Genomic DNA, 6,315 nt, shown 5'->3' with positions numbered 1-6,315 from the left:
GCCCGACGGTGGCGTCGACGGCGCTGAGCGTCGCGTGGTCGAGCCGCCCGAGCGCGACCTCGTGCGCCGCCGGCTCGCGGGCCAGCCGGTGCACGTCGACCAGGCTGCGCAGGGACTCCCAGCCGTCCTTGGCCGCGTGCCGCAGCGAGTGGGCGAAGGCGTCGGCGGTGTCGAGGGTCTCGACCTCGACCGGGCCGACCTTGACCTGCTGGCGCCGCGTCCACAGGTCGGCGAACCGCGGCAGCCCGTCGTACGTCGGGTCGAGCCGCCAGTGCAGGTCGACGGTGAGTCCCGCCCGGTCGAACGCCATCTCGTGGGCGCCCCAGCGCTGGTAGCGCCACGCCCACGCCTCCTGGTCGGAGGTGTAGGTCGGCCGGACCTTCCAGCCGTCGGCGACCAGCGCCGCGGCAGCGTCGTCGAGCCGGCCGGGGTCGACGACCACATCCACGTCGCCGCCACCGCGCGCGGTCGGGTCGCCGGTGCTGAGGGTCGCCAGGGCGACCCCCTTGAGGTGCAGGTGAGGGACGTCGGCGAGCAGGCTGTCGACGTACGACGTGAGCCGGATGAGGTCGAGCGCCGCGCGTCGCTCGGCGTCGCGTTGCGCACGCAGTCGTGCGCGGACCGGCTCCGGGAGGTCGAGGGTCTCGACGTGGTCCGCGAGGAGCAGGCCGACGCGGTGCCGCTCGACCGCGGCGATGAACGCCGGCTCCGGGACCTGGCCGCGCCAGGTCCAGAGCGGCGCCGACGCCCCGCCCTCGAGGAGCAGTGCACCTCGCACGGCGCGCCGCACCTGCGACACGGCGGCGGGCGTCAGCAGCACCAGTCCAGTCTGGCGGATCACGTCCCGTCCGCCGCGGACCTCTCGAGGAGCACCGTGAACGGCCCGTCGTTGACCGACGCCACGCTCATCATCGCGCCGAAGACGCCCCGCTCGACATGCGTCCCGAGCCGCTCGAGCTCGGCGCAGACGGCGTCGTACAGGGGCTCGCTCACGGGACCCGGTGCGGCTGCGGTCCAGCTCGGTCGCCGGCCCTTGCGGGTGTCGCCGTACAGGGTGAACTGGCTGACGACCAGGACGGGCGCACCGGTGTCGGCCGCCGACAGCTCGTCGCGCAGGATCCGCAGGTCGCGGATCTTGCGGGCCATCCAGGCGACCTCGGCGGGGCCGTCGTCGTGGGTGACCCCGAGGAGGACGAGGAGCCCGGGGGTGGCGATCGCCCCGACGACCTCGTCGTCGACGGTCACCGACGCCGACAGGACCCGTTGGACGACCGCTCGCATGGGGTCATCCTTCCAGTCTCGCCGAGGCGACAAATCCTCCTGTTTTCTGAGACGATAACCGGATGGAGCAGAGCGTTGGCAGCGTTGACCCGAAAGCCTTGCTGATCACGGTTGCACCCACGGGTGCCGAGACCGCGAAGGTCGACGTCCCGCAGCTGCCGACGACGCTCGAGGAGCTGGTGCGCACCGCCCAGGAGTGCGAGGCGGCGGGCGCAGCCATGATCCACGTCCACATCCGCGACGACGACCACCGTCCGACCCTCGACCTCGCGCGGCTCACCGACACGGTCCAGGCGCTCCGGGAAGCGACCGACCTCGTGGTCCAGCTGTCGACCGGTGGCTCTGTCCACGACCCGCTGGAGCACCGCCTCCGGGTGCTCGACGCCGCCCCCGACTCGTGCAGCCTGACGATGGGGACGACCAACTTCGGCGACGACGTCTTCAGCAACCCCTGGCCGTTCGTGTGCGAGCTCTACCAGCTCAGCCAGGAGCGCGAGGTCGTGCCGGAGTTCGAGCTCTTCGACCTCGGGCAGGTCGCCGCGCTGGAGCGCCTCCTCGACACCTACGGCCTCCCCTTCGGCGGCCGGGTCCACTGCGACCTGGTCATGGGCGTCCCCGGCGGCATGCCCGGTACGACGGACGCGCTCGTCGCCGCGGTCGCCGCCCTCCCGGGGCAGGTCACCACCTGGTCGGCGACCGGCATCGGGCGCACCACCCTGCCGGTCGCGCTCGCCGCGCTGAGCAAGGGCGGCCACCTCCGGGTCGGCATGGAGGACGTGCTGACGATCAGCCGCGGCGTGCCGGTGGAGAGCAACCGACAGCTCGTCGAGCGGGCCGTGGCGTTGGGTGAGCTGGCGCAGCGTCGCCCCGCAACGACCGCCGAGGCGCGGGCACTGCTCGGATTGGCGCTAGCCGAGGTGTGACTTCCTGCAAGCGCCGTCGTTGACGGTTCGGGGGAGTACCAGGATTTCAGGATCATGGAGGGGTCGGTTTTGGCGTTGCGCGTTCTTGTTCACGACTACAGCGGTCACCCGTTCCAGGTCGAGCTGAGCGCCGAGCTGGCGCGGCGAGGCCATGACGTCACGCACTCGTGGTGCGAGGCTCACGTGTCCGGGAAGGGCAACCTCCACGGCCACGACCACCTGCACTTCGAGGCCATCGGCCAGGGCGAGGTCGTCGAGAAGCTCAACTTCGCGCGCCGCCTGGTCCAGGAGGTCCGCTACGGCGTGCAGCTGGCCCGCCAGATCCGCCGGGTCCGTCCTGACGTCGTGATGTTCGGCAACGTGCCGGTCCCGATGATGGCCGTCGTCACGTTCTTCCTCCTCCTCACCCGGCAGCCGTGGGTGTCCTGGCAGCAGGACGTCCAGGGCATCGCGATGAAGTCCTTCGCCGGCACCAAGCTGAGTCGCGGCTTCCTCGTCTTCGCGCACGTCGCCGGCTGGGTCGAGAAGTGGTGCAACCGACGGGCCGACGCGATCGTGGTGATCTCCGAGGCGTTCCTCGACGTCCACCGCGCGTGGGGGACCGCCGACAAGACCACCGTCATCCCCAACTGGGCGCCGCTGGGTGAGCTGGTCCCCACGGACCGCGACAACCCGTGGGCGCGTGAGCACGACCTCGTCGACGTGCCCAACCTCGTCTACTCCGGCACGCTCGGTCTCAAGCACAACCCGCGGCTGCTCGTCCAGCTCGCCAAGGCCGTGCGCGACCGGGGCACCCCGGCGCACCTGACCGTCGTCACCGAGGGCGCGGCGATGGACGAGATCGCCGACGAGGCCGCCAAGCTCGACGTGCCGGTCACGCTGCTGCCCTTCCAGCCCTACGAGCGCCTCTCCGAGGTCCTCGGCTCCGGCGACGTGCTGGTCGTCGTGCTCGACAAGTCAGCGGGCGCCTTCTCCGTCCCGTCCAAGACCCTGTCCTACCTGTGCGCGGCACGACCCGTGCTCGGCCTGATGCCGTCGGAGAACCTGGCCGCCCACCTCATCGACGCCGCCGGCGGCTGCGTGCAGGCGCCGCAGCTCGGTGCGATCCCTGCCGCGGCCGACTGGGTCACCCACGTGCTCAACGACGACGAGGAGCGCGAGAAGCTCGGCCGCCGGGCGCGCGAGCTCGCCGAGCGCGAGTTCGAGCTCACCCTGTGTGCGACGAAGTTCGAGGAGATCCTCGAGCGCGTCGCCGCGCGCTGACCGGACCACGCCGATCCAGGAAAGTCCCGATTCGGCTCCTAGTTCTCGAGCGCGTCCAGCACCAGCTCGGCGACGACCTCGGACTCCTCGCGGTAGGGGTGCCACTTCGTGGCACCGCCGCGGACGACCTCGGCTCCGGCGACCCACGGCTCCTCGGAGCAGATGTCGTGGCCGGCGCTCGCCTCGAACATGTCGACGTACGTCGCGTCGATGCTCTCGGCGCCCGCCGCGAGCGCGGCGTTGAGGCCGTCGACGATGCTGCGCGCCCAGGCCTCGTCGCCGTCGGGCAGCGGTAGCAGGGCGCACTTGCCGTCGGGCGGGAAGATCTGCGGATAGCTGATCACGATGATCCGGGCGTTGGGAGCCTTCTCGCGGACCAGTGCGAGCGACTCCTCGACCACCGGGACGAGGTCGGCGAGGTGCTGGGTGGCGCCGTCCGGTCCGGCCGCGCGGTCGAGCGCCGTACAGGTGCCCGGCGCCTTCCCGAAGAATTGCTGGGCGCACAGGAACGCGCTGCCGATCAGCTTGAAGTCGTTGGCGCCGAGCCGGAAGGTCACCAGGTCGGTGTCCTCGTCGAGCCCCTCGAGCTGGGGCGGGTGGAAGAGCCGCTCGCCGTCGGGCTCCTTCCACACGAACTTCTGCTCAATCAGGTGAGAGGTGTCGGCGCCGTTGCAGCTGTTGTCCCGCAGGGTGGCGCCGGTCTCCTCGGCGATGAGGCGCGGGTAGTTGCGCTGCACCTGGCCGCAGCGCTCGTCGTCCTTCGCCGGGGGGCTGGTCTTGGAGGCCGCCGTGTAGGAGTCGCCGATGGCGACGTAGGTGTCACCGGCACGGAGGTCGTAGCGGCCGTCGCCTGGGCCCGTCGAGGGCTGGTCGTCGCAGGCGGTCAACCCCGACAGTCCCGTGGCGAGGGCGAGGCAGGCAGCCGCCGTCGCGGTCGATCTGAGCACGTGAAAACTCTAGGGCGCGGGTGGTCGTCAGTAGACGAGCGCCTGCGCGCCGTCGCGGAGGCACTCCTCGACGAACACCGGGGCGCCCGCGATCCGGACCCCGGGGAGCAGGTCGTCGGCGCCGAGCTCGCGCCGGGCCGCGCACTGGGAGCAGGCCGTGACCGTGCCGAGCTCGAGGACCGTCGCGAGCAGGTCGGGCACCGGGGTGGCGAGCGGCAGCGTCAGGTCGGTGGACCGCTCGGGGGTCGCGAGCCACACCGCTTCGCCGGTGAGCCACAGGGACACGGGGACACCCGACGCGGCGGCGGTCGCCGCGACGGTGAATCCCTGGTTCGCCCGTTCCGGCGCGTCGACGCCGCAGGTCACCTTCACCACGAGCTCTCGCGCCATGGAGGCCACCCTAGGGGAGGCCCGACGGCGACGGTGCCGTCGACGACGGCCTCCTCGGGGCGACGGCCTCCTAAGATGGTCGACCGTGGCCTTCGACATCCCCCAGAACCTGCACCCCGACTGCGGACCCATCGCCTGGATGCTCGGCACCTGGCGCGGCAACGGCCACGGCGACTACCCCACGATCGAGAAGTTCCAGTTCGGCCAGGAGCTGATCTTCCAGCAGGACGGCCGCCCGTTCTTCCACTACATGGCCCGGTCCTGGGTGATCGACGACGAGGGCAACAAGGTGCGCGACGCCGCCCAGGAGACCGGGTTCATCCGGGCTCGCGGTGAGGGCCGCCTGGAGATGGTGCTCGCCCACAACACCGGGCTGTCGGAGATCTGGTACGGCCAGGCCGAGGGCGGCAAGGTCGAGCTGCACACGGCGGGCGTTGGGTTCACCGAGTCCGCCAAGGAGGTCACCGCCGGGCACCGGATGTACGGCAACGTCGAGGGCGACCTCCTCTACGCCTTCGACATGGCGGCCGCCGGCCAGGAGCTCCAGCCGCACCTGTGGGCGAGGCTGCAACGTGTCTGACACCGACTGGCGTCAGGCGCTCCGCGAGAAGGGCTACCGCCTCACCCCGCAGCGGGAGATGATCCTCGCGGCGGTCGACGAGCTCGGCCACGCCACCCCCGACGAGGTGCTTGCCCACGTCCAGCAGCAGGCCTCCACGGTCAACGCATCGACCGTCTATCGCACCCTCGAGGTGCTCGAGGAGCTCGGCCTGGTCCGGCACGCCCACCTCAGCGATCGGGCGCCGACCTACCACTCGACCCGCGGCCACACGCACTTCCACCTCGTGTGCCGCGGCTGCCACCGGGTCGTCTCGGTCGATGCGGCAGAAGCCGCGCCGTTCGTGGAATCTCTGGCCACCCGTCACGCGTTCACCCCAGACCTGGGGCACCTGACCGTGTTCGGCCGGTGCCACGACTGTGAGGAGAACTGATGTCGAGCCCCCTGCTCGCCCTGCCCGGTGCCGTGGCCGGCGACGGTGTCGACGCCCCCGTGGCGGCGCACTACGGCTCGTTGTACGGCGAGCAGCGAGCCCTGGCGGCAGGCGACGGCTTCGTCGACCTGAGCCACCGTGACGTCGTCCGGGTCAGCGGGCCCGACCGGCTCACCTGGCTGCACTCGCTCACCACCCAGTACTTCGACGGGCTCGAACCGGGCGTGTGGACCCAGGCGCTCGTGCTCAGCCCGAACGGGCACGTCGAGCACGCGTTCGCCGGGGTCGACAACGGGGCCGACGGTGACGAGGGTGCGTTCGTCGCGCACACCGAGCCGGGCGCCGCGCCGGCGCTCATCGACTTCCTCGAGCGGATGCGTTTCCTGCTCCGGGTCGAGGTCGCCGACGTCACCGACGAGGTCGCCGTCGCGTGGCGTCCCTCGGGCAAGTACGACCTGGTGCCGCGGGAGCGGCTCGGTGTCTACGCCGAGGCCGCCGGTCCGGCGGCGGGGCTGTGGG

General features: G+C 71.6%; 9 protein-coding genes. 5 read left to right on the top strand and 4 right to left on the bottom strand.

Annotated features, from left to right (window positions below):
• Together H0487_RS21235 and dtd are read right to left on the bottom strand one after the other, a co-directional pair.
• On the bottom strand, positions 1-820 hold an 820-nt coding region (locus H0487_RS21235; RefSeq protein WP_183096216.1), incomplete at its 3' end, for a nucleotidyltransferase family protein.
• A gap of 17 nt (positions 821-837) precedes the next feature.
• Positions 838-1,281, bottom strand: coding sequence for a D-aminoacyl-tRNA deacylase (gene dtd, locus H0487_RS21230; RefSeq protein WP_183096215.1), 444 nt, complete (start codon positions 1,279-1,281; stop codon positions 838-840).
• Between the two features lie 62 nt (positions 1,282-1,343).
• Here dtd and H0487_RS21225 point away from each other — a divergent pair, with 62 nt between their 5' ends.
• Together H0487_RS21225 and H0487_RS21220 are read left to right on the top strand one after the other, a co-directional pair.
• The gene (locus H0487_RS21225; protein ID WP_183096214.1) at positions 1,344-2,204 is read left to right on the top strand and encodes a beta-keto acid cleavage family enzyme; all 861 of its coding nucleotides are present in this window, start codon (positions 1,344-1,346) and stop codon (positions 2,202-2,204) included.
• A 54-nt stretch (positions 2,205-2,258) separates the two neighbouring features.
• A complete protein-coding gene (locus H0487_RS21220; protein ID WP_246384136.1) occupies positions 2,259-3,467 on the top strand; it encodes a glycosyltransferase family 4 protein in 1,209 nt (402 codons plus the stop codon).
• A 38-nt stretch (positions 3,468-3,505) separates the two neighbouring features.
• Here H0487_RS21220 and H0487_RS21215 read toward each other — a convergent pair whose 3' ends face one another.
• Together H0487_RS21215 and H0487_RS21210 are read right to left on the bottom strand one after the other, a co-directional pair.
• Positions 3,506-4,414 carry an SGNH/GDSL hydrolase family protein gene (locus H0487_RS21215; protein ID WP_183096213.1) on the bottom strand — a complete coding sequence of 303 codons (909 nt, stop codon included), beginning with the start codon at positions 4,412-4,414 and terminating at the stop codon, positions 3,506-3,508.
• A gap of 27 nt (positions 4,415-4,441) precedes the next feature.
• On the bottom strand, positions 4,442-4,804 hold the full coding sequence (locus H0487_RS21210) for a DsrE family protein (protein ID WP_183096212.1): 363 nt from the start codon (positions 4,802-4,804) through the stop codon (positions 4,442-4,444).
• A gap of 85 nt (positions 4,805-4,889) precedes the next feature.
• Between H0487_RS21210 and H0487_RS21205 the strand changes: the two genes are divergently transcribed.
• The 3 genes from H0487_RS21205 to H0487_RS21195 form a co-directional block, all read left to right on the top strand.
• Positions 4,890-5,384, top strand: coding sequence for a heme-binding beta-barrel domain-containing protein (locus H0487_RS21205; RefSeq protein ID WP_183096211.1), 495 nt, complete (start codon positions 4,890-4,892; stop codon positions 5,382-5,384).
• A complete protein-coding gene (locus H0487_RS21200; protein WP_183096210.1) occupies positions 5,377-5,796 on the top strand; it encodes a Fur family transcriptional regulator in 420 nt (139 codons plus the stop codon). Before H0487_RS21205 ends, H0487_RS21200 begins: the two co-directional genes overlap by 8 nt.
• A partial coding sequence (locus H0487_RS21195) for a YgfZ family protein (protein WP_512698511.1) occupies positions 5,796-6,315 on the top strand: 520 nt, incomplete at its 3' end. The genes H0487_RS21200 and H0487_RS21195, both read left to right, overlap by 1 nt.

Source organism: Nocardioides stalactiti, assembly GCF_014180715.1.
Classification (GTDB): domain Bacteria; phylum Actinomycetota; class Actinomycetes; order Propionibacteriales; family Nocardioidaceae; genus Nocardioides; species Nocardioides stalactiti.
The sequence above is the reverse complement of the archived record's forward strand: the minus strand, read 5'-3'. Positions and strand labels throughout refer to the sequence as shown.